The organism is Bradyrhizobium sp. USDA 4472 (assembly GCF_054058595.1).
Genome location: NZ_JBSSAM010000001.1, coordinates 765,227 through 786,499, shown reverse-complemented (window position 1 = coordinate 786,499; position 21,273 = coordinate 765,227). Strand labels below are relative to the sequence as shown.

Sequence of the window (21,273 nt, the reverse complement as noted above, 5' to 3'; positions counted from 1 at the left end):
TCGCCCCAGGGATGCCATCTTGCACTGCAAAATGTGCTATAGGGCCCTAAGAAGCATGGTATAATTAAGAAATTGAAGGAGTGCGGCAATGGCCAAAGTGGCAGCGCAATTGATCGGACGGGCTTTTCTCGCGACCGTTGCGACGGTGGTCCTCAGCCAAGCTGCGTGGGCAGCTTGTTTAGCACCCGACAAGCAGATGTCGCCCCAGGCGATTTCGGACTTCTTGAATAATCCGTCGGCGCTTCTGAGCGATCCGGCAAACGCCAATCCGAACCCGAAATCGGCGGGTGACGGCTTCACCAAGACCATCGAGAATCTGGTAGCGTCGGATCCGCGCACGCTCCCTGCCGTCGTCGAGATGCTCAAGACGGCAAACGTGGCGCAGCAAGGGGCGATCGGCACCGGTCTTGGCAGTGCAGCAAACGATTGCAACGTGCCCGATCCAAAGTTCGCAGCCGACATCGGCGAAGCCCTGGCCAAGGCGACCTCGACACCCGCACAGACCAATTTCGCGCTCGCCACGGGCAAGCCGATCGGCGCGGTCGCGGCAGGTGGTGCTGGTGGCGGTGTTTCATCCGGCGGGGTCGGCGGATCGACTAACCCGACGACTACTGGCTTTAGTAGCGGTGCTGTTACGCCTTTCACCTCCAGCTTTACGCCGACGACCGGCACCAACTATTTTACTGGCGGCGTTTCTGGGATCAGCGCTGCGTCGACATCAACAACGACAACGACATCCTCGAACAGCGTTAGCAGGTAGCTGCCGACCGCACCTTTAGGTACTTCGAAAAGACAGGTCGGCGGAACGCCGGGCCGCCGGTGTTGGACCGTTGAACAGGACGATTCATGCTTCAGGTTGATCCAAAAGCTCTTCGAACTGCTCCTACATCGCCGGAGCAGCCTCCGCGTGATCAGGCAACGTCGCAGGATTCTTTGCTGGCGCTCCGGGCCCTGTTGAGGCGGCAGCTCCCGTATATCGTGCTGACCGTGATCGTCTGCGTCGTCCTGGCTGCTGCTTATTGCATGACGGCGGAGAAGAAATACACGAGCACCGCGGCGCTGATCATCGACAGTCGCAAGACTCAGATGCTGAACCAGCAGTCATCGTCGTCGCCGATGGGCGTCGACACTCCGCTGGATTCTGCGACCGTCGATAGCCAAGTCGAAATCCTGAAATCCGATAAGGTTGGGTTGGCGGTCGTTAAGGATCTCGACCTAATCCACAATCCAGAATTCGTCAGCAAGGATACGAGTTGGTTGTCATCGGTCCTGGGCTTGTTTTTTGAAAGCACGCCGCCCTCCGAGCAATCCCTGACGCGGATTGTCTTGATGCAACTTCAGAGGAATCTCGCTGTCAAGCGCAAGGCTCTGAGCTATGTGATCGAGATTTCTTACAAATCTCGCGACCCTGAACTGTCGGCGCACATCGCCAATGCGATTGCGGAGGCCTATTTTGTTGATGCGCTCGAGGCTAAGTATCAGGCATCGAAGCGTGCTGCTAGCTGGTTGCAGGACCGCCTGAAGGAATTGCGCGCTCAAGCGTCTGCTGCTGATCGTGCCGTCGCGGACTACAAGGCCAAGAACAACATCGTCGATACCGGCGGCCGGCTGCTCACTGAACAACAGCTTGCCGAGACCAACAGCGCGCTGACGATCGCACGTGCGCAGACCGCGGAAGCCCAAGCGCGCTACAATCGGTTGTCGGCGATCCTCAACGATGAGGATCGGGACGTGAACGATCTCTTCAAGGACATTGCCACGGTCACGGACTCGTTGCGAAACGACGTCATTACGCGACTGCGGCAACAGTATCTCGATCTCGCCGCGCGTGAGGCTGACTGGTCCAAGCGTTACGGTCCGCAGCATCTGGCAGTGATCAATATTCGCAACCAGATGCGCGAGATCCGCAAGTCGATCACGGACGAACTGCGCAGAATTGGTGAGTCCTACAAGAGCGATCTTGAGATCGCTCGGGCGCGTGAAGCTTCCGTCCAAGCCAGCCTTAAATCGACTATCGACCAGTCCAACGACACAAACCAAGCTCAGATCGTTCTACGCGATCTCGACAGCAATGCACAAAGCGCTCGCGCGCTCGCAGACAACTTCCTGCAACTTTATATGCTGTCGGTGCAGCAGCAATCGTTCCCGATGACAGACGCGCGCCTCATCACGGATGCGTCGCCGGCGCTGAAGCCCAGCGATCCCAAGACATTACTAATCATCTTGGCCGCCATTGTTGGTGGTTCGATGTTGGGCTTCGCCGTCGGATGGACCAGGGATGCGCTGGATCAGGTCATCCGTACGCGCAATGACGCAGAGGCGTTGCTCGGCGTAAGTTGCCTGGCGGTGACGCCGAGGATCGGCGGAGGTGACGGCAGCGGTGATGCCTCGCGACGCAAGCTCCTTCCTGGGAGAATTTTGCGAGCGTCAGCAAAGCTGCTCGGTCTGACAAGACCGCCTCAAGTCGCGAAAGACATTGCCGGAAGCCCCTCGGGAGCTACCCAGCAGTCTGTCGTCCAACCAAGAACTCTGACGATTTTGGACGGCGTGATGCGCTACGTTCAGGATGCGCCATTCTCGCGCTTCACGGAGGCTGTCCGCTCCATCAAAGTTGCCGCCGATATAGCGTTCATGGATCATAAGACGAAGGTGATCGGGTTTACGTCGGCTTTGCCGAACGAGGGCAAGACCACGATTAGTGCTTCGTTCGCGCAAATTCTTGCTCTCGCAGGTAACAAGGTCATACTCGTGGACGCCGATATCAGAAATCCGTCGGTGACCCGCGCTCTTGCGCCGACTGCGACGCAGGGGCTACTGGATGTTGTGCTCGGAAAGGTCGATCTTGATTCAGCGATTCTGCGGGACGCTGAAACACAACTCGCCTTTTTGCCAACGGTCGTTCCGTCGCGCGTCGCCCAATCGTCAGAGTTCCTCTCGTCTCCAGCGATGGCCAAGACGATCGAGGATCTTCGCGAAAGGTTTGACTGGATCGTCGTCGATCTTTCCCCTCTGACGCCGGTCATCGATGTCCGTTCAACGTCGCGATTGATCGACGCTTACGTGCTCGTCATCGAGTGGGGCCGAACGGATCGCGATGTGATTGCGCAGGTGTTGAAGGACGCTCCCATGTTGCACGATCAGATCATCGGCTCGGTTCTGAACAAGGCCAACGTCGATGTGCTGAACAGGTATGATTCCTATCGGGGAAACTACTACTACAAGAATTATTATCATAGATATGGATACGTTGACTGAGACGCAATGAAGGTCCTCTTCAGCAGATTGGCGTTGGTTCCGCTACTTGGAATCGGCGTAGTCGGGCTGATCTGGGCGGTCGTCTGTGGTCCTCAATTCTGGGCCTACGCCCCCCTCGACGGAGTCGCCTCGCGGGTCATTCGTTTCGAAAATTTGTCGCTGGATGTACTGGAGAGGACCGTTCCAGCAATCGATATGCTTGAACGATCTGAGCGTTGCCTCCCGAGAGCGATGCACAATGCCGCGATTATCAGAGGCAGGCTTGTCCAGATTGCGATCGATAATTCCGACCCTGATGAGGTCAAGCAAGCATCTGTTGCGGCCGATGCAATGATCAGGAAATCGCTGAGCTGCACGCCGGAGGATCCATTTCTTTGGTTCGCGCTGTTCTGGGTCGAGGGCGCGCAAAATGGCTTCAACGATGACTTGATTGGATACTTATCTAAATCGTATGAACTTGGCCCATACGAGGGATGGATCGCGCTTCGTCGCAATAAGTATGCGTTGATCGTCTATCCGCTGTTGCCGATGCGGCTTCAGGATCGCGTCGTTAAGGAGTTTGCCGCGATGGTCAATTCGGGCTTCATCCGAGATGCAGCCGCCAATCTGATGGGCGCAGGATGGCCCGTCCATGAGACGCTGCTCGCGGCGCTCTCAGACGTGGACCTCAAATACAAAAGACAACTCGCGACTGATCTACGCAGGGCGGGTGTGGAGGTCGTTGTTCCCGGAGTCACAATGCCGGAGCTTCGGCCATGGCAGGTCGACTGATCGCGATGGATCCAAACTGCACGTTTATGGACGACGCTTCATAGGAGCTGATAATCTCGGCGTCCTGGGCTTGCGGGCCTAGACTACCGGTCGTTCTTGCAAATGACTTTCCATTCGCACCGTTGGAACGCGTCGCAGACTTGCTGGTCTCGGCAGGTGGATCGGCTCCCCGCCAGTGGCGGGGGTGTGAGCCGGGGAGTAGTGGATCGCGCGCATGTCGTGGCTGGGCAGACTGGAGCCACGTCATAGGAGTTGCTGCAGACGGGCTGCATCTGTCCATCGATGCAGCTGCAATAGCAACCTGCGATCGCTTCTGGTGTGTGGAGGATCACGAAGGTGGCAACGGCTAGAATGATCCGAATCTTCATTCGAAACCCTCGGCTTGCGAAGCTTTAGTCTGCCGTATTGCTCGGCCCAAGCCGAACTCGATAGGCTTCTGCTAATAGCTTTGTATCCGTGGCCTTGGACAAGTCAATCGGCGTTCTGATAAGGCGGCGCTGCGACATAAAGGCGTAGAGATCGTTCCATCTGCTGCGGAGCGCGTCTCCAAAACGCGCGCCGCCGGGACGGAGGAATTCCCGTTGCTGTTCCAGCGTACGCCTGAGCAGGTTTCGATCGACGTCGCCGTCGTTGAGCGCAGCGATCTCCGAGACGGCGTGGTCGGGCTTGTCGTAAGTGAAGTCCCAGCCTGCGATCAGGGCGCGCAGGAAGCGAATGAGCGCATCGGGGCTTTGACGGATGCTACTTTCGCTCGTCACATAGACGGTACCCAATGCATGAACGCCATAGGCGCGTGGATCGAGCGTGCCGTAGTCGAGACCGGCTTTTTCCAGTGCGAGGTTCTCGATCCCGGAATGGCCGACGATCACGTCGACCTTGCCGTCCACCAGACCCTTGAGACCCGGATTGGACGGGATCTCGATGATGCTTGATCGCGCGACCGAGCTTTTCTGCATGAACCATTCGAATATCAGTCCGGTGTCTGAAGCCGGGTCGTACCCGATCGACTTGCCCGCGAGATCCTCCTCGGAGCGAATATTGCTGTTACGGAGAAAGAAGAACGCCACGGAGCTGTCGGCATAGTTGCCGGCGATAGCAACCGAGGAAGCTCCTGAAGCGCGGGCTATCAGGAAGTCACGCGCATTTTCGAGATAAACGGTGATGGCCGCGCCGTCGTCTGGACGCGCGTCACCCGATGGGCGCCTTTGAAACTTTACCGAAATGCCTTGCTGAGCGAAGAAGCCTTCTTTTGAAGCCACCATGGCGCCGGCAAGCGCGATGGCTTGCGGCCCGGTATATTGGAGCACGATAGGCGTCGTCACAGCTTCGGCGCCGGAAGCGGCAGAACACGAGATAGCAACGAGTGCCGCCCCTACGCAGGCGCTCCCTAATTTGGTCAGGCTCGGGATGTCGCGACGAATAATCAGTTTTGCACCATGGAACGGGATCGGCCTAGTTGAAGTCCTCAGTGTATGAGAACCGAAAGTCCTTATCGGCAGCGAAGCCGAGCGTCTGCTGTCGCCGTCCGTAGCCGGCAATTGTCGTCTTGATGCAGTTAGTGGACTGGTAATAGCAAGCCTTGAGACCAATCGGATAACTGCAACTATTCTCGATGATAAGCACGTGCTCCGTTATATCGGGATTTACGATCTGTGGTCGAGTTGTTCCATGAACGTCAACGCAGGGTTGTCCAGTGACAGTCTTATGTTGGTTCGGCAAGGAGCTAAAGCGGGACTTGTCGCCCGCATCGGGAAAGGCGAGTCCGCCGGTGCCCCCAACAACCGGAGGAGCCCCCAAAAGTGCGCGCTGGCCTGTCTGCCCCCACGCGGCGCTACCTTGAAAGGCGACCGCGAGCCAGCCGACGAAGAGAACGAACCTCACGCCGATGGGCGAAATTTGGGTCGACCTGCTATTGAGCAATTTACACCTTCCTTGCACTCAGCAAATGCGTGCACTCTGTCAATTTTAAGCCTAAATGCTGCATTGCATTGTGGTTGCGATTGTTGTCGGAGATAATCTCGTGGGCGCAATTTCTACGGCCAAAGTGAACTAAAGAAATGAAACATCAAGAGCGAGGCAGAACCGATCTGCGAAAATGGGATCGTTACATCGGAATCCCAGCCGTCGCTGCGCTGTCCATCGTCAAATCGAAAAAGAAAATTCCCGCGCGAGTCTCGAACATTGGTTTGATTGCGCTGGGTGCGATTGGCGATACGATCCTTTGCGTCGGACCGGCGGTGCCGGTTCTGAGGCAGGCGTTTCCTGGTGCATCGATAACCCTGTTCACGTCGCGCGCCAACAGCGGCATAGCGCCGCTCCTGCCCTCCTGTGACTACCTCACCATTCTTCCCATCTCTGATCCCTTGCGATCGGTGCGGCTCCTGCGTCGTCAAAAGCAGGATATCCTGATCGACTTTACCGCATGGCCTCGGGTCGGCGCACTGCTGGCAAGGTTGTCAGGAGCCAAGTATACGCTAGGCTTCGAGACCCGCGGACAACATCGCCATTTTGCATTCGATGCAACCGTCAAGCACTCCGATCAAATTCACGAATTCGAGAACTATGTGAACTTGCTCGGAGTATTGGACGTGGAGCGTCCGTCCTGGCCGCGCGTCAAGCCGTCGGAGGCGGCGCGATCCAAGCTGCGCAGGGAACATTCCCGGCGATACATCGTTTGTCACCCTTGGGCGTCGGGCTTCAAGAAGGAGATGCGGGAGTGGCCGATCGGTCACTGGCGACTCCTGGCGGAGGCTCTGGTGCGGCTGGACTACGATGTCGTCTTCACCGGGGGGCCTTCGGATGCAGAGAAATCGGCTATTCTGTGTACTGGCATCAATGCGCCATCCGGTCGCATCATTGATGCTGCCGGAAGATACTCGATCGACGAGACGGCCGCTTTGCTGGAGATGAGCTCCGGCGTCGTCAGCGTCAACACAGGCATCATGCACCTTGCGGCGGCTCTCGATTTGCCGATTGTCGCGCTGCATGGACCAACGAACCCGGTGCGGTGGGGCCCGCTTTCTAAGAGCGCGCGCTCAATCAGCCCAAAGGGCGGCAAGAACGCTTTTCTCAATCTCGGCTTCGAATACCCCGAGGACTTTACGTCGTGCATGCACATGCTGAGCTCCGAGGAAGTTTTGGGCTGCTTGCGCGAGCAGCTGGATCTCCGGCAGACTGCTTGAAGCAAGAACGGAGGAGTCAACTGCAGCTTAGGGGAAAATCGTGCGCAAGCCGCGCTCGGTGAAGCCTCTCGAAAGGCCAGGCCATGCCTTGGTGACAAGCCGAAATGGCTTCATGATGGTAGGCTACGCATTCACCAGCATCTGTTCAACCTGATCGCAAACCCCGTGTGCCGACATCAGGTGAATCTGCTGGATAACGGGAGTGTCCTCTGTCGGCGCCATCAGAATGTGGTCGCATAGGGCGCGCATGCTTTCGCCCTTGGCGCCCGTGAAGCCCACCGTCACAAGCCCCTTCTCGCGCGCCATTTTCAATGCTGCGAGAATGTTTGGTGATCGCCCGGATGTCGTGATTCCGACAAACACGTCGCCGCGCCGGCCCAGTCCTTGGAGTTGCCGCGCAAACACGTCCTCGTAACCGTAATCGTTTGCAATTGCGGTGAGGGCCGATGTATCCGTCGTCAGCGCGAGCGCCGCCCACGCCGCGCGCTCTAACTTGTAACGGCCGACGATCTCTGCGGCGATGTGCTGGGCATCGGCCGCACTTCCACCGTTGCCAGCGAGCAACAGCTTGTTGCCGTTCTTGAGTGCGATCGCAATCGCGCTGGAGATGGCATGCAAAGTATCGCGTAGCTCTACACTTTGGATCGCTCTGGTCATGCCGCTGAGCGAGCTTTCGAAATGAAGCGAGATTCGGTCTTGCAACAAGGAATCTGTCCGTCGTTGATGAATGCCTGGCTTGATCTTGCCTGAATGGGCAATCTGCCCGAAATCAACAAGCAGTTGCTGCAAGGGGCAGACCCGTTCCGCCGGGTCTATAGCTTAAATATTCGGAATTGGTCAAAGCTTCTCCCGAATTAAGCAAGGATCCGGGTCATTGCTGAGATTTGCCGCAGTCTGTGGGAGAATAAGGGCGTGTTGTGTTTGGCGCGTGTTGGAAAGGTGAATGGAACTACGTAGCGGTCTTCCTTGCGGAGCGCGGGCCCAGCTCTTGGTGCTATCTCTTGGCTCGTTCATAAAAGCCGAATTATTCGGCGTTTTTACTGCGGATTTGCTATAAAAGCGAGCAGTCACGAGCTTGCTCTGTCTCGCGGTCACCGCAATATGATTGAGATGTTCTTCTCCCGCGCGTGGTCATTACGCCCGTTATCGATGGTTCACACGAATGTCGTGCTTTTAACTACAACGGTCACGTCAATTCTCTCGAAGAAGGATGGGGCGATCAGCAACCGTTCCAGCGTGACCTGGGTCATGATTCCGTCAATCTGTTTCGTTCTCAAGTCGTCAGTCGCATAGCAGGATAGAGGCGCCCAAATGTTCGATTTCGACTCGCTGTCCAGTGCCATCGTTCGCCAGACCATCCTGTGTGTCGGCGATCTGATGCTCGACGAATTCGTCTACGGCGAGGTTTCGCGAATATCTCCCGAGGCGCCGACGCCGGTGATTGCAGTGAGGCGTAGCCAGATGAACGTCGGCGGCGCTGGCAATGTCGCGCGCAATATCACTTCGCTTGGTGCACGATGCATCTTCGTCAGTCTCATCGGCGAAGATGTCACCGGGAAGATTCTCAAAACCGAGTTCGCGCGCGAAAAGCAGATCGAGCAATTGCTCGTTGTTGATCCGGATCGACCCACGACGCGCAAAGCACGATACGTATCCGAGCACTTTTCGACGCATATGCTGCGCGCAGACTGGGAGCTCGCCGCTCCAGTCTCCGAGGAGGTTGAGACCAAGTTGATTGATGCCGCGGTCTCGGCATTGCCGCGCGCGGACATCGTGTTGCTCTCGGACTACGCTAAGGGTGTGCTCACCGCTCGTGTTGTGCGTCACATCATCGATGAGGCCCGCAGGCTCGGCAAGCGCGTCATCGTGGATCCCAAGAATGCCAATTGGGCATTCTATCGCGGAGCCACGCTGCTGACACCAAACCAGAAGGAGTTTAGCGAGGCGACCCGCCGGCGCGTGCAATCTGATACCGATATCGCTGAGGCCTCACTTGAGGTTCTGCGTGCTAGCGACGCCGAGGCGATCCTGGTCACGCGCAGCGAGCACGGGATGACCCTTGCACACCGCAGCGGTGATTTGATTCACGTTCCGGCGCAGCCGACCAAGGTGCGGGACGTCTCGGGCGCCGGCGACACCGTCGTTGCGATGCTGGCAGTTTCGCTCGCCGCTAAAGCGGATTGGGAAGAGGCACTACGTTGCGCATCGGCGGCTGCGGCGGTCGCGGTGAGCAAGTCTGGCACCGCGACCGTCTCGCTGGATGAGCTTAGACGGAAGATTCTGCCATCTGCCTCGCTGACCGCAGAAGAAAAGATTGCTGCGAACGCCAACATGCTCGAAATCCAGGTCGCGGAATGGCGAAAGGAGGGACAACGCGTAGGCTTCACCAATGGCTGCTTCGACATTCTTCACCCGGGACACGTTCGCGTGCTGACGCAAGCTCGCGCCACTTGTGACCGGCTGATCGTGGGCCTCAATAGCGATGCATCGGTGCGGCGTCTGAAGGGACCGGAGCGGCCAGTGCAGGACGAACGGTCACGTGCCGAAGTTCTGGCGGCACTCGAGGCTGTCGATCTCGTGGTTCTGTTCGAGGAGGATACCCCACTCAATCTCATCTCCACGATCAAGCCGAACGTGTTAGTGAAGGGCGGCGACTACACGCGCGAGCAGGTGGTCGGTCACGACGTGGTCGTTGCATATGGCGGCGAAGTGGTCCTCGTTGACATCCTGGAAGGTCACAGTACGACATCCTTGGTCAAGCGTGCACGCGAGAAGCGGGCCTAGAGGCGCGTCGAGCCATTTATTTGCAGGTCTCCGGTTCTCGACCGGGCCGCTAAGTGTCGCGAATGGGTGGACGATTGGTGCAGGACACAACGATGCAACGAAGGTCATTTCTCGTGTCGGTCGGTTCCGCGCTGCTTGCAGCAGCGGCGACCCCGGCGTTTGGGCAGGATCCAACCCCACGGATGTTTTCAGCAGACGATTTCATTAACAGCGTCGGTTTGGACATCCACCTGGGTCGCAAGCAGACTCTTTACATTAACGTGGACGCGGTCATCGCGCTGCTTAAGGAGCTCGGCGTCACGCATGTACGTGACGATGCGATCTTCGCGGGCTACTTCACTCGCGATCACGATTTCTACAAGCATATCCGGACTGTGGTTGCTGCGGGATGCCGCTTTAGCTTGGTCTGCGCCGATCCCGTGAACGGATTTTTGTTCGTTCCACCTCGGCGCGTACAGGATATCTACGATTGGTCTGATCAAGGCGTTGAGATTTTCGAGGGCGCCAACGAGTCCGATCTCTTCCGCAAGTCTACGATGAATCCTGCCATCTCCGCAGAACACCAGCGTGCCTTGTACGCGGCGATCAAGGGCAATCCTAAACTCCGCAATATCATCGTGGCATCGCCGAGCTACATCCAGAAAAGCGTGCCACTTGCCGAAGACATCTCCGATGTGATCGACTGGCTCAATATCCATCCATATCCGGGCATGGAGCATCCTGAAACCAAGGGGCCAGGCGCACTCGCAGGATTTATCGCCGCGTCGCAGCGGTTCGGCGGTAACAAGCCGATCTTGGTCTCCGAAACCGGATATCATACTGCGCTTCAAACGACGACTGGGCATCTCCCCGTGTCGGAGGCGATCAAGACGCGGTATTTGCCGCGGCTGCTGCTCTTTAATTTCATCAGTGGAGTGAAGCGCACATATATTTATGAATTGATTGACAGCAATAACAATGGGCCCGCGGATAAGGAGTCGAACTTCGGACTGGTCAGCTTCGACGGCACGCCGAAATCATCCTTCGCCGCGGTGAAGCAGCTTCTCGCTCTGTTTAACAGGCCCGCTAGACCCGGTGTCCCCGCTGCAAAGATGCAATACAGTATCAATGGAGGCGGCCAGGACGTCTGGACTGCAGCCTTCGCGCGTGATGACGGAACCCATGTTGTCTTTGTTTGGCTCGGCGTCTCCGGTTGGGATCAGGGCCCTCGAGCGTTGCGGCCGCCGGTCACGCGAAGCCTTACGCTCGCTGTGTCGCCCGCATCCCGTTCCGCGATCGCCCATCAATTCCAGGACGACGGATCGATTGTCAGGCGGCCGCTCGACAAATCTGCTGGGGGATTCGCGGTCACTGCCAGCGACCAGCTGACCGCGGTGGAGATCGGCGTTTGAGCCACCATTTTGTACTCCGAACGCGGATTGGCCAATGCTGCTGAAGAACATTGCCTCGATGGGCGGCCTCAACCTGTTCCGCTCGGCCATCCAGTTTCTGATGAACATCGTACTCGCGGGTTTCGTCTCGCCGAGCGAATACGGCTTGGTCGTCTTTACCTTACCGTTCATCACCTTCATCTCCATGCTTACCGATCTCGGCTTGTCGAGTTCGATCGTACGGCATCCTGATCTCACTAAGCAGCAGGCCGGCGGCGTCGTGACTTTGGTGCTGATCGCGGGCGCCGTTTGCGCGGGCATACTCGCCATGGCGTCGTTTGGTATCCAATCGGCCACGGGGCTTGCGGGACTGCAGCCGATTATGATGGCAATGTCCGGGATCGTGGTGCTCTCGATCGTCGCGACTCCGCCGCGCGCTCTGCTCGAGCGTCAGCTCAGATATCCGCTGATCGCTCGCGTCGAGGGTGGGGCCGTGGTGTTTTCGGCGCTGTTGAGCGTGATTACGGTTTTCCAAGGAGCGGGTATCTGGGCGCTCGTTCTCTACAATGGCCTGATGCAGACGTTGCGGATGGTCTTGTTCCTGTATTTCGCGCGTGATGGTTTTGCCTTGAACATGAGATGGAGGACGCTGATTCCCATGCTGTCGTTCGGCGGCTGGGTGATGCTGGGCAACATTCTTACCTTCGCGGCCAGGAACGGCCAGAACATCCTGATCGGGATTTGGCTTGGCGCCGCCGAGGTCGGCCTATTCGGCCTAGCCTATCAGTTCATGCTCGTTCCCCTCATGATTATTGCATGGCCCGCCAGCTCAGTGCTGCTGGCAACCCTGAGTCGTCACCGCAACGAACCGAGCCATTTCGAGCGCACGGTATGCGCGACATGCGCCGTTACGGCTGCGCTCAGCTTCCCTGCAATGGGTTACTTCGTGTTTGGGTTGCAATACCCGTTAACCACTTTCATGTCACCAAAGTGGCATTCAATTCCCTCGATTGTGTCCTGGCTGGCACCGCTCGGGGCAGTGCAAGCGATCGCCGCCTATAATGGCGTAATCTTGCTTGCTAGAGGGGAGGCCAAGCTCCAGTTCTGGGCCGGTGTGATTGGCAGTGGCCTGACGTTAATCGTTTTTGTGGTATCTCTCCCGTATGGCCTCATGATGATGGTAAAAGCCTATGTCCTGACTGGCGTCTTCATCGCGGCGGGGTTTCTCGTCGTCGCTGCGCGCCGGGCCGGGCTGAGCCTCCGGAGGATTCTGATTGCGGTATGCCCGGGTATGTTCGCAATGCTCGCAGGTCTTGTGACCGTAACAGTCGCCGGGCAATTCCACGGCGACGCGCTGTGGTCGTGGGTCGGGCTATCGCTTCTTTATGGAGCGGTGGTGCTGGCGACGTTTGCTCTGATGCGCAATCAGCTAGTGTCGCATTGGCAGGAGCTGATCCGGGAGCGTGGTGCGTCGGCGGTCGTTGTGGCTGAGCAGGGAGTAGCGTGATGCGCATTGCTTGCGCGCTTGTAACCTTCAATCGTCTCGAATTGCTCAAGGGAGCGCTGGCGGCGGCTTCAGGCCAGAGCCGTACGCCCGAGAGAATTTTTATCATCAACAATGCCTCTACCGACGCTACCCGCGACTATCTGGACGCGCTCTCGGATCCCCGAGTCACCCCGATTCATACCTCGACCAATCTCGGCGGTGCGGGCGGATTTCGTTTGGCGGTGGATCTTGCTGCCGCCAACGGCTTCGACGCCGTCTGGCTGTTCGACGACGACGGTATGCCCGATACTCGCGCGCTCGAGGTTCTTGAGGCCGCGCTCGATAATTCCGATCTGGCGCTCGCGAATTCGCTGGTGGTGTCCCATACGGATTCTGCCCAACTCGCGTTCGGCCTCATCAAGGAGACCCCGGGCTATCGAGGCGCGTCGATTTTCACGGTGGCCGATGCGGAGGCCGCCGCGCGCGATGGCCTGCTGCTCGACATGGCCAATCCATTTAACGGTACGCTCGTGCGTTGTTCAGCCGCGCGCGCCATTGGTCCCATGCGTAACGAAATGTTTCTGTGGGGCGACGAAGTTGAGTTCATGCGACGCTTAATTCGTAGGGGCCATCGTGTGGCGACCGTGATTGCAGCGCGGCACCGTCATCCGCAACCTAAGACGACTGTTGTGGAGACGCGATTCGGACCGACCCGCGTGCCCAGCAAGGGGCGTGAGGTGTATTTCTATCGCAACCGCACCTTCAATGCCTGCCGTCATCTGGGCTTAAGCTATGGCCTCAAGGACATGATCAAGACTGCACTTCGCAACGTGGCCCGCGGAGCCCTTATCGAAGGGGGCATGACGATCGTGTGGGGCCTCGACGGCATGTTCGATCTTTACGTTATGAAGCCTTCGCGCAGCACGCTGGACGCTGCCTGGCAGGCCGAATTTCAATCTGCCCTCGTTCATTGCAAGACATCGGTTGAGTCCTAAAATGCCTGGAAAATCCCAAACGTTGAGCTCCCGCGCAGGCCGGGCGGCTAATCGTCACAAACGCGGCTATGACTGGCTGATTGTTGGTGCCGGTTTCTCCGGGGTGACGCTCGCCGAGCGTATCGCAGCCGAACTCGGGCAGCGCGTGCTCTTGATTGACCGCCGCGGTCACATTGCCGGTAATGCCTACGACGTGCCAGCGAAGAACGGCATCCTAATCCATCAATATGGGCCGCACATCTTCCACACCAACAGCGCGAAAGTTTGGACCTATCTCAGCCGCTTCACGGAGTGGCGGCCCTATTATCATCATGTTCTTGGTATGATCGAAGGCAAGCAGGTACCGATCCCGTTCAACCTGAACTCGATCGCTGCTCTGTTTCCACCGCGGATGGCCGACTCGCTGTCGCAGGCTCTCATCGACAATTTCGGCTACGGCAAGAAGGTTCCGATCCTTAAGCTGCGCGAGGCCGCGGCGGGCGATCTGAAATTCCTTGGCGACTACATCTACAACAACGTCTTTGACTCCTATACGCGCAAGCAATGGGGCATCGGTCCGGAGGCGCTCGATTCCGGCGTCACTGCTCGTGTCCCCGTCGCCGTCAGCCGTGACGACCGCTACTTCCAGGACACGTATCAGGCGATGCCGCTGCGCGGTTACACCGAGATGTTCAAGCGGATGCTCAAGCATCCCCTCATCGAGGTTGCAACCGGGACGGAATGGACTGATGTCAAGGACAGCGTGCGTGCTGATCGCATCATCTTTACCGGTCCGATCGACGAGTATTTCGATTACGCGTTCGGGACGCTACCCTATCGCAGTATTCGCTTCGAGCAGCGGACTCACGACTCTGAGTTCGTGCAGACGACAGGAACGCTGAACTATCCGAACGAATTTGACTTCACCCGGACCACCGAACAGAAGCACCTGACCGGTCAAAAGGCGCGCGACACCATCACGATTACCGAATACCCGCAGGCACATGAGCGCGGCAAGAATGAGCCGTACTATCCGATCCCCATGCCGCAGACCGCCGAAGCCCTTCGTCCCTATCAGGAGGAAGCTCGCAAGCTCGAGGGCAAGGTGTGGTTTGCCGGACGACTGGGTGACTACGCTTACTACAACATGGACCAGGCGTGCGCTCGCGCCCTGACGCTGTTCGAAAAGACGATCGCGCCGGGCGTTCGGCCGGGCGGCGCCTAGAGCAGGATCGTCGCGCGATGATCATGCATTGCGCGCATCAGGCCGTCTTGGCTTGCGTTCCTCGCGAGGCCAGGACTTCGCGATAAAGATCGAGATACTTCTCCGCCACGCGCGGTGGGCGCGTTTCCCGGAACACGCTCTCGAACGCATCGCGGCCGGGCAGGGCGGCTCGACCATTGCGGATCACCTGCTGGACCTTCTGCGCCAGATCGGCATCGTTGCCGGGTTCGAACAGCCAGGCGTCGTCACCGGCCCCAATCAAGTCCGGGATGCCGCCGGAGCGTGCGCCGATCACGGGGACGCCGATGGCGTAGGATTCCAGAATAGTCCGTGGGAGGGGTTCGGCCCAGATCGAGGGCACGATGAGCACATCAAGCTCCCGGAAGAAATCGAACGGATCGACCCAACCGACGAACTCGATCGGTAATCCGTCCGCGCGCTTTCTGAATTCGTCGAGCGTATCGGGTGCCTGCCCCGCGATCTTGACGCGCCAGTGGCCGGTGCCGATCCGGCGAAAAGCATCGATCAGAGTACCGACGCCCTTTTCGATGTTGATGCGGCCGAGATAGCCGAACGTCATCGGTTGCTGGCTACGGTCGAACGCATCCCTGGCCCGTGCGGCCTGTTCGGGCACGATCGCGCCGTTCCAGATCACGCGCCGTCGCTCCGGCGGCAGATGCGCGAAGAAGCCGTGATCGACATGAACCTGAAGCGTCGCGGCGCCGACGGCGACCGCGGCATCGACCCATTTGCTGGTCCATACTTTCGAGAAGTTCACAACCCGGCAACCGACATGCCAGTGACTGCAATTCTCGCCGCGCCGGAACATTGCGGCGTTGCCGCACAACATATCGTAGTCGCGGCAAGTATGCACGATTGGAATGCCGCGCCTGCGCGCGGCGCGCCAGATCAAGGTCGAGATGTCGACCATGGAATGCGAGTTCATGATGTCTGGCTTAAAGTCGTCAAGGATGCGGTCGAACTCGGCCTCGATTGCGGTGTTCCATTGCTGGCGGAGCTTCTGCCACAGACGCCGGCCGCGCGAATGGCCCGGCCAGTCCTCGAGCCAGAAAGTGTTGTGGTGCGGCACGCGATAGACGGCCACACCGTTCTGCATCGTCTTCGGCACGCCCTCACGTTCGATACAGGCTGCCCCGACGTCGTGGCCCATCGAGACCAATTGCTCGGAGAGCAGAGCTACGGATTTCTCTGCGCCACCCACAATATGCGGGGGATAGAGTGAGCTCACATGCAGGATGCGCATTGAAACGTTATTCCTTCGATGTCTCGGATTATTGGAGCGTCGACCGATACAGGTCGAGATAGCGTCGAGTGATGTCAGCGGGCGAGACGCGCGCGGCGATTTGATCCATCGCATCGGTCCGCTGTACGAGCCGGGCGGGCTCGTTGAGGACAGTGTTCATGCGCTCCGCGAGCGCGGCCAAATTTCCGGGTGGAAACAGCCATTGCGGCTGGTCGCCGATCTGTTCGGCAATGCCGGCAATGTCGGAGCCGATTACCGGAAGCCCGCGAAGCAGGGCCTCGGCCACCGTTCGGCCGAAGGCTTCGGGCCACACGGCGGGGACCACCAGGCAATCGATCTGGTCGAAGAACGCGTCGCGTTGAACAAAACCGGCGAAATCCACCGGAAGATTCGCTGCGCGCGCTCGATAGGGCGCAATCCCGTCGGTGGCGCGACCGCCAACGATCAGCTTCCAACCCGTCGCGGGGAGCCGTTGACATGCGTCCAATAACACCTCGACGCCCTTGGACGGTTCGATGCGGCCGAGGCAGCCAAACACGATCTCGCCGCCCGCGTCGCGCTTGCGGGTGCGCTTATGGGGGGGGGGCTCGATCGGGTTGAAGATCACGCGGCGAAGAGCCGCCGCTACGTGCTGAAACAGGCCAGCATCGAGATGCCTCTGCAGGATCTCCGTTCCGACGCCCGTAATGGCGTCGACCGAACGCTGGTGCTGATAATGCGGATGGGAGATCAGCCGACATTTGAGATGCTGCGCGCGGCAGGCTTTGCCGTCGCGAAACATCGAGCCCCTACTGCAGATGCTCTTGTAGTCGTGGATGGTGTGCACGACTTTCACGCCGCGCCGTTTCGCCACCGTCCAGATTTGCGGCGGCAGTTCGGACAATGAATGCGTGTTCACCACGTCCGGCTTGAAGTCGAGAATTGCCGCATCGAACTTGCGCATCGCATAGTCGTTGATCTTGGCGGCCAAGCGATAGTGCAGGCGGTTCAGTCGCGACTGCTTGTCGCGGTCCATGATGAAGTAGGGAGTACCGAAACCGGTGCGGTAAACCGTCACGCCATTGCGCTGGGTCGGCGGTTCCTCCTGCCGCGAGATGCAGGCGACGGCCACAGCATGGCCGGCCGCGGCCTGCGATTCCGCAAGGAGCTCGACCATGACTTCGGCGCCACCGATCTGATCCGGATGGTAAAGGGAGCTGATATGAAGGACCCGCATCAACGATAATCTATAGGAAATCCTACTGGCCTTGATATGACACTCTGTAGGCGGACTTTGTGAATAAATGTAGACCTTATAGGCGTTTGCTGGCAGTATCATTAAAGCCATACGGCCTTGCCTGAATTGAGAATGTTGTCCAGAGCCTCGATGACTCGCGTGCTGCTCAATATGCCGAGTCAATTCGGAGGCAAGCCGTCCGGCGTCGCGCGGATGGCGTTCTGCCTGATCGAGGCGTTGTTGCAAAACCCTGAGTTCGACTACGTCCTCCGATCTCCGTGGGATCGTTCCGAGTTGCCGTCATCCCTGATCGTATCCGGCCTGGAGATCCTCAAGGTCAAGCGTCCCCGCATCATGGTCTTCGACGTTATCGCGCAAACGCTCATGATGCACCTTCTGTGCCAGCGTATGGGGATAGATCTTCTCGTCAACATCGATCCGTTCGGGGCGCCGACCGGTGCAAAGGCGCGGGTGATGGTGGTGCACGATCTCTATTTCCGCACACTGCCCCAGCAGGTCAGCCGCCGTGAAGCCTTCACGACCGATATAATCTACCGCCTGATGGCTGCGGGACACGACGAAATCATCACGGTATCGGATGCGACCAGGCACGATCTCGCACGGTACTATCCGAGAACCGCGGACCGAATCACGACGGTCCACTCGGCGGCGACGCTCTCGCCGATGCCGGCCAACGCGGGGCCGCCGCAGGTTTCCGGACGCTACGTTCTGGCAGTCGGCAACGCGACGCTGAACAAGAATTTCAAGGTGCTCGCGCAAGCGATGGCGATGCTGCACGAGGATTTTCCGGACGTGGCGCTGGTCCATGTCGGCAGCGACCCGGACGAGACGATCGCGGGCACGCTGGCCGCGCTTGGCTCGAGGATGCGCCTCGAGCGGCTGAAGGGTATCGACGACGCGGCGCTGTCGCGTCTTTATCGCGAAGCGCTGTGTCTCTGCGTTCCTTCCCTCTACGAAGGATTCTGCCTCCCGGTGCTGGAGGCCCAGGGTCTGCATTGCCCGGTGATCTGCTCCAACCGTTCAGCGACGCCGGAAGTCGCGGGCAGCGGCGCGCTGACTTTTGACCCGGATGATCCGCTTGCTCTCGCCGACAGCCTGCGCAGCCTGCTGTCAACGCCCGGCCTGCGCGACCGGCTCGTGCAGGCCGGGCTCGACAATATGGCGCGGTTCTCCTGGGACAAGGCCGCACGTCAATATGAGGACGTGTTTCGGCGTGCGCTGACACGGCGCGAGCAACCAAAAGGCGGGGCTCCGGCCACGCGTCCAACATGATAGGCTCTGAGATGACAGGCACTGCGCTGTTCGTGAGCCAGACCGCTGAGAAGGGTGGCGCCGAACTCTTCATGCTGGACCTCATCACGCATGGCCCGGCGGGGTGGAGCGGCGGCTTCTTTGCCGATGGGCCGATGGTGCAGGATCTCGCCGCGGCTGATCGCAAGCCTGTCGTGCTGGCGGGTGGTGAAAGCGTTTCGACGGTGCGACGCGAGGCGTCCGCACTGAAGTTGATCAGCGTCACCCGCGGCGTGGTCGCGCTCGCGCGTTCGCTGGCGCGCGCGGCAAAAGGCTACGATGTCGTCTGCGCCAATTCTCAGAAGGCGCTATTCGTCTCGGCGCTGGCGACGCGAATGATGCGTCGGCCGCTAGTCTGGGTGCTCCACGACATCATCACAGACCCCGCCTTCAGCCGCAACACGCGCCGCGCGGCGGTGCTCTTCGCCAATCTATTTGCAGCGCGCGTGGTTGCCAATTCGCGGGCGAGTGCCGACGCGTTCATCGCGGCTGGCGGCAAGGCGGAGCGTGTCAGGATGGTCTATTGCGGGTTCGATCCGGCCGATCACCCGCAGGCGAGCCCGGAGGCGGCGGCGGCATTGCGTCGCCGCTTCGCGTTGACCGACGGACCAGTAGTGGGGCTGTTCGGCCGGCTGACACCTTGGAAGGGGCAGCACGTGCTTTTGAAGGCGCTGCGCAGCCTGCCGGACGTGCAGGCGCTAATCGTCGGCAGCGCCCTGTTCGGCCAGGAGGCCTACGAGGCGGAACTGCGGCAGATCGTCCAGGCGGAGCGTCTTGGCGATCGCGTCTGCTTTGCCGGCTTCCAGAAGGACATAGCGGCGTTGATGGCGGGCGTCGATATCGTGGCGCATTCATCGACCCACGCCGAGCCGTTCGGCCGCGTGGTGGTTGAAGGCATGCTCGCCGGCCGCCCCGTGATCGCCACGCGCGGCGGGGGCGTCAACGAAATCGTGACCGACGGCGTCGATGGGCTGCTGGTTCCTCCGGACGATCCGGACGCGTTGGCGGCCGCGATCTCCTGTCTGCTCGGGGATCGCGATCTTGCCACACGCCTGTCGGCGGCCGGCCGCACATCTGCCGCAGAGCGCTTCCACATCAGCAAGACCTGCGCCGACATGATGGCCGTGCTGGCGGAGATACGGTAGCGCGGTTCAATTGTGTTCGGGCTCGCGGCTCTCGGTACAGAACTTGGTCGTTGGAATGACGTGCAAGTTCCAGCTGTTGCGACCCGCGCCTCGGAAGACAACTCATGGCTGTAGAACGATCTCAAACCATCGACGGCTTGCGCGGGATTGCAGCAGCCACGGTGATTCTTCAGCACTGCCTCGAGTTCACGCCGCTCAACAAGCCGGGCGCCTCGATGGCTGAGCCGCTTGCTTATATTTTCGCCAACGACGTCAATTTCGGGCGTTTCGGTGTGATCGTCTTCTTCTTCATCAGCGGTTTCCTGATTCCCAGCAGCATCGGGCATCAGTCGCGTCCGATCGCGAGCTTCGTCGTGGGGCGCTTCTTCCGCCTCTATCCGCTCTACTGGGTCTCGATCGCGCTCGCGCTGCTTGCCACGGCCGTGCTCGGAAACAAGATGCCGACCGTCGCGCAGACTGCCGCGAACCTCACGATGTTCCAGATGGTGCTGGGATTCGAGAACATCCTCTATCCCTACTGGACTCTGCTCATCGAGCACTTCTTCTACATTCTGTGCGTGATGTTTTTCCTGGTCGGCGCGTTGCAATCGGCGAGCCGGATGCGGCGGATCATGTTCGCATCTGCAGCCGCGATCATCGTGCTCGCGATCGCTCTCGCGGTGGCACCGGGAATGAGGTTTGCCAAGCCGCTTGGCGAACTGATGTACACCGCATCGTTCCTGTTCGCGATGATCGCGGGGCATAACGTTCGGCTGGCCCAGACCCGGGATAGCTTTCACATCCCGGCCTCGGTTCCCTTGCTATTCGTCGCCGTCACCGCGTTCATGTGCGTGGCCCGGCACATGCTCGGTGGCTATGCGCCCGGGCTTTCGCCGGCTTCGGTGTTCCTGTCCACTATCGCCGCGCTGGCGCTGTTTCTGCTCGCGCTGCGCTACGGCTTGTTCGGCTCGCGCCCTTTCGCTTATGCGGGGCAGATCAGCTACGGCCTCTATCTCTTCCACGGCATCGCGCTGTGGGTGGCGGTCGAACTGATCGGAAAGCCGGCCGATCTGGCCCATTCGATCCTGCTGCTGGCATTGGTGATGGGCTTGGCATTCGTCACCTCGGCCATCACCTTCAATCTCGTCGAGGAGCCGTTCATCGCGCTGGGCAAGGTGATGCGCCGGCGTATCGCGCGCGGAGCGGCGAGCGCCGCCGGGGCCGAGGTGCTGGCATCGGTGAATTTGACCGCGCAGGAAGCGCTGCGTCCGTTCAACCGCGCGTCGCTGCCGTCCGAGATCGAAAGCTGAA

At 59.3% G+C, this 21,273-nt stretch carries 16 protein-coding genes; 12 read left to right on the top strand and 4 right to left on the bottom strand.

The window, feature by feature from the left end; genetic code table 11:
* Window positions 1-88 precede the first annotated feature (88 nt).
* The 3 genes from ACVWZ4_RS03680 (at window position 89) to ACVWZ4_RS03670 (ending at window position 4,026) form a co-directional block, all read left to right on the top strand.
* Window positions 89-760 carry a hypothetical protein gene (locus tag ACVWZ4_RS03680; protein ID WP_456790015.1) on the top strand — a complete coding sequence of 224 codons (672 nt, stop codon included), beginning with the start codon at window positions 89-91 and terminating at the stop codon, window positions 758-760.
* Window positions 761-846: 86 nt separating this feature from the next.
* Window positions 847-3,255 (top strand): polysaccharide biosynthesis tyrosine autokinase, encoded by a 2,409-nt coding sequence (locus ACVWZ4_RS03675; RefSeq protein WP_456790014.1) that lies wholly within the window; start codon window positions 847-849, stop codon window positions 3,253-3,255.
* Between the two features lie 6 nt (window positions 3,256-3,261).
* A complete protein-coding gene (locus ACVWZ4_RS03670; RefSeq protein ID WP_456790013.1) occupies window positions 3,262-4,026 on the top strand; it encodes a hypothetical protein in 765 nt (254 codons plus the stop codon).
* A gap of 392 nt (window positions 4,027-4,418) precedes the next feature.
* On the opposite strand, the gene ACVWZ4_RS03665 is transcribed toward ACVWZ4_RS03670, so the two are convergent.
* Window positions 4,419-5,333 carry an ABC transporter substrate-binding protein gene (locus ACVWZ4_RS03665; RefSeq protein WP_456790012.1) on the bottom strand — a complete coding sequence of 305 codons (915 nt, stop codon included), beginning with the start codon at window positions 5,331-5,333 and terminating at the stop codon, window positions 4,419-4,421.
* A 750-nt stretch (window positions 5,334-6,083) separates the two neighbouring features.
* Between ACVWZ4_RS03665 and ACVWZ4_RS03660 the strand changes: the two genes are divergently transcribed.
* Window positions 6,084-7,208: a glycosyltransferase family 9 protein gene (locus ACVWZ4_RS03660; protein ID WP_456790011.1), complete on the top strand. Its 1,125-nt coding sequence runs from the start codon at window positions 6,084-6,086 to the stop codon at window positions 7,206-7,208.
* A 123-nt stretch (window positions 7,209-7,331) separates the two neighbouring features.
* Here the strand turns inward: ACVWZ4_RS03660 and ACVWZ4_RS03655 are convergent, their stop codons facing one another.
* The gene (locus ACVWZ4_RS03655) at window positions 7,332-7,913 is read right to left on the bottom strand and encodes a D-sedoheptulose 7-phosphate isomerase (RefSeq protein ID WP_456790495.1); all 582 of its coding nucleotides are present in this window, start codon (window positions 7,911-7,913) and stop codon (window positions 7,332-7,334) included.
* A gap of 606 nt (window positions 7,914-8,519) precedes the next feature.
* Between ACVWZ4_RS03655 and rfaE1 the strand changes: the two genes are divergently transcribed.
* From rfaE1 to glf, 5 genes are all read left to right on the top strand, one after another.
* Entirely contained in the window at window positions 8,520-9,992 is a 1,473-nt protein-coding gene (rfaE1, locus tag ACVWZ4_RS03650) for a D-glycero-beta-D-manno-heptose-7-phosphate kinase (RefSeq protein ID WP_456790010.1), read from the top strand.
* 92 nt (window positions 9,993-10,084) lie between these two features.
* Entirely contained in the window at window positions 10,085-11,383 is a 1,299-nt protein-coding gene (locus tag ACVWZ4_RS03645) for a hypothetical protein (RefSeq protein WP_456790009.1), read from the top strand.
* 34 nt (window positions 11,384-11,417) lie between these two features.
* On the top strand, window positions 11,418-12,869 hold the full coding sequence (locus ACVWZ4_RS03640) for a lipopolysaccharide biosynthesis protein (RefSeq protein ID WP_456790008.1): 1,452 nt from the start codon (window positions 11,418-11,420) through the stop codon (window positions 12,867-12,869).
* Window positions 12,869-13,843 carry a glycosyltransferase gene (locus ACVWZ4_RS03635; protein WP_456790007.1) on the top strand — a complete coding sequence of 325 codons (975 nt, stop codon included), beginning with the start codon at window positions 12,869-12,871 and terminating at the stop codon, window positions 13,841-13,843. Before ACVWZ4_RS03640 ends, ACVWZ4_RS03635 begins: the two co-directional genes overlap by 1 nt.
* A gap of 22 nt (window positions 13,844-13,865) precedes the next feature.
* Window positions 13,866-15,047 carry a UDP-galactopyranose mutase gene (gene glf, locus ACVWZ4_RS03630; RefSeq protein ID WP_456790006.1) on the top strand — a complete coding sequence of 394 codons (1,182 nt, stop codon included), beginning with the start codon at window positions 13,866-13,868 and terminating at the stop codon, window positions 15,045-15,047.
* A 37-nt stretch (window positions 15,048-15,084) separates the two neighbouring features.
* Here the strand turns inward: glf and ACVWZ4_RS03625 are convergent, their stop codons facing one another.
* Window positions 15,085-16,311, bottom strand: a complete 1,227-nt coding sequence (locus tag ACVWZ4_RS03625; protein ID WP_456790005.1) for a glycosyltransferase family 4 protein — start codon at window positions 16,309-16,311, stop codon at window positions 15,085-15,087.
* Window positions 16,312-16,339: 28 nt separating this feature from the next.
* The gene (locus tag ACVWZ4_RS03620) at window positions 16,340-17,527 is read right to left on the bottom strand and encodes a glycosyltransferase family 4 protein (RefSeq protein ID WP_456790004.1); all 1,188 of its coding nucleotides are present in this window, start codon (window positions 17,525-17,527) and stop codon (window positions 16,340-16,342) included.
* 150 nt (window positions 17,528-17,677) lie between these two features.
* Between ACVWZ4_RS03620 and ACVWZ4_RS03615 the strand changes: the two genes are divergently transcribed.
* The 3 genes from ACVWZ4_RS03615 to ACVWZ4_RS03605 all read left to right on the top strand — a co-directional run bounded on the left by ACVWZ4_RS03615 (window position 17,678) and on the right by ACVWZ4_RS03605 (window position 21,272).
* Window positions 17,678-18,820 (top strand): glycosyltransferase family 4 protein, encoded by a 1,143-nt coding sequence (locus ACVWZ4_RS03615; protein ID WP_456790003.1) that lies wholly within the window; start codon window positions 17,678-17,680, stop codon window positions 18,818-18,820.
* 11 nt (window positions 18,821-18,831) lie between these two features.
* Window positions 18,832-19,983: a glycosyltransferase family 4 protein gene (locus ACVWZ4_RS03610; protein ID WP_456790002.1), complete on the top strand. Its 1,152-nt coding sequence runs from the start codon at window positions 18,832-18,834 to the stop codon at window positions 19,981-19,983.
* 104 nt (window positions 19,984-20,087) lie between these two features.
* Window positions 20,088-21,272, top strand: a complete 1,185-nt coding sequence (locus ACVWZ4_RS03605) for an acyltransferase family protein (RefSeq protein ID WP_456790001.1) — start codon at window positions 20,088-20,090, stop codon at window positions 21,270-21,272.
* The last annotated feature ends 1 nt before the right edge of the window (window position 21,273 follow it).

Coding starts and splice junctions, on each gene's coding strand:
- ACVWZ4_RS03635 (WP_456790007.1), top strand. CDS start 12,869: ATGCGCATTGCTTGCGCGCTTGTAACCTTCAATCGTCTCGAATTGCTC.
- ACVWZ4_RS03610 (WP_456790002.1), top strand. CDS start 18,832: ATGACAGGCACTGCGCTGTTCGTGAGCCAGACCGCTGAGAAGGGTGGC.
- ACVWZ4_RS03670 (WP_456790013.1), top strand. CDS start 3,262: ATGAAGGTCCTCTTCAGCAGATTGGCGTTGGTTCCGCTACTTGGAATC.
- ACVWZ4_RS03680 (WP_456790015.1), top strand. CDS start 89: ATGGCCAAAGTGGCAGCGCAATTGATCGGACGGGCTTTTCTCGCGACC.
- ACVWZ4_RS03640 (WP_456790008.1), top strand. CDS start 11,418: ATGCTGCTGAAGAACATTGCCTCGATGGGCGGCCTCAACCTGTTCCGC.
- ACVWZ4_RS03625 (WP_456790005.1), bottom strand. CDS start 16,311: ATGCGCATCCTGCATGTGAGCTCACTCTATCCCCCGCATATTGTGGGT.
- rfaE1 (WP_456790010.1), top strand. CDS start 8,520: ATGTTCGATTTCGACTCGCTGTCCAGTGCCATCGTTCGCCAGACCATC.
- ACVWZ4_RS03620 (WP_456790004.1), bottom strand. CDS start 17,527: ATGCGGGTCCTTCATATCAGCTCCCTTTACCATCCGGATCAGATCGGT.
- ACVWZ4_RS03605 (WP_456790001.1), top strand. CDS start 20,088: ATGGCTGTAGAACGATCTCAAACCATCGACGGCTTGCGCGGGATTGCA.
- ACVWZ4_RS03615 (WP_456790003.1), top strand. CDS start 17,678: ATGACTCGCGTGCTGCTCAATATGCCGAGTCAATTCGGAGGCAAGCCG.
- ACVWZ4_RS03675 (WP_456790014.1), top strand. CDS start 847: ATGCTTCAGGTTGATCCAAAAGCTCTTCGAACTGCTCCTACATCGCCG.
- ACVWZ4_RS03660 (WP_456790011.1), top strand. CDS start 6,084: ATGAAACATCAAGAGCGAGGCAGAACCGATCTGCGAAAATGGGATCGT.
- ACVWZ4_RS03645 (WP_456790009.1), top strand. CDS start 10,085: ATGCAACGAAGGTCATTTCTCGTGTCGGTCGGTTCCGCGCTGCTTGCA.